Annotated in this window: 2 protein-coding genes; one reads left to right on the top strand and one right to left on the bottom strand. The window is 70.7% G+C overall.

Annotation, left to right across the window (positions count from 1 at the left end; translation table 11 throughout):
- A partial coding sequence (locus tag CCN44_RS42755) for an AzlC family ABC transporter permease (protein WP_086704664.1) occupies positions 1-630 on the bottom strand: 630 nt, incomplete at its 3' end.
- 62 nt (positions 631-692) lie between these two features.
- Here CCN44_RS42755 and CCN44_RS42750 point away from each other — a divergent pair.
- Positions 693-1,145, top strand: a 453-nt coding sequence (locus CCN44_RS42750) for an Lrp/AsnC family transcriptional regulator (RefSeq protein WP_107502192.1), incomplete at its 3' end; no start/stop codon positions are given.

Here is a 1,145-nt window from a genome sequence, read left to right as displayed (position 1 = left end):
GCACAGCAGGGCGAGGACGGGGGTGGGCAGGTCGCCGCGCAGGTCGCGGACGGCGTCGAGGGCCAGGACGGCGAACAGGGCGGTCAGGGCGAAGTCCAGGCCGGCGACGCCGTCCGGGACGAGCGCGCCGAGGAGGGCTCCGGCGGTCGCGCTGCCGGCCCAGTACAGGTGCAGGGAGAGCTGGAGCCACAGGATGCGCCGGCCGGACCAGGTGCGGGCCTGTGCGGCGGCGGTCAGGGCGTACGCCTCGTCGGTGAGCGCGAAGGTGCTGTACGTCCGGGCGAGACGGCCCCGCACGCGGTGCAGGGGGAAGGACAGGGCGTAGAAGACGTGCCGGGCCTGCACCAGGAAGGCGGCCACGGCGACGGACGCCAGCGGCGCTGCGGCGGCGACCATGCCGATGAGCAGGAACTCGAACGAGCCGCCGTAGATCAGGGCGGAGGACGCCCCCGCCCACCACCAGTCGAGCCCCGACTGGACGACCAGCGCACCGAAGGCGAGCCCCAGCGGGAGCATGCCCAGGCCGACGGAGGCGCCGTCGCGGAGCGCGGCCCGTGCGTCGGACCACCGGCGCGGCGGAGGAGCGGTCGCGGGCGCGGTCCGGTCGGCAACGGCGGGAGGTATTCGCATGCCGACATTTTAGGAAGGATGACGCCTAATATGGTTGCCATTCATGGCCGTAGAATGCCTTTGTGAGCAATCAAGACGGGCTCGATGCGACCGATCGCGAAATTTTGTTCCACCTGCGCCAGGACGGGCGGCTGACCAACGTCGAGCTGGCCAAGCGCGTGGGTCTGACCCCGCCCCCGTGTCTGCGCCGGGTCAAGCGGCTGGAGGAGACGGGCGTCATCACCGGCTACCGGGCCGTCGTCGACCCCGCGGCGCTGGGCCGCGAGCTGGAGGTCCTCATCGACGTCGAGATCTACGCCAACGACCGGAGGACGGTGGAGGAGTTCGAGACCAAGGTGGCCTCCTACGAAGAGGTCATCGAGTTCCGGCGGATGTACGGCCGTCCCGACTACTTCATCCGCGTGGCCGTCGCCGACCACGCCGCCTACGAGGCCTTCCTGACCGGCAAGCTCAGCGGCCTGCCCGCCGTCCTGCGCGTCACCTCTCACCTCACCATGAAGAAGATCAAGGAGGAC

It is taken from the genome of Streptomyces tricolor (assembly GCF_002155905.1).
In the GTDB taxonomy this organism is placed as follows: Bacteria; Actinomycetota; Actinomycetes; order Streptomycetales; family Streptomycetaceae; genus Streptomyces; species Streptomyces tricolor.
Note: the sequence above shows the minus strand (reverse complement) of the source record. Positions and strands in the feature narration are given on the sequence as shown.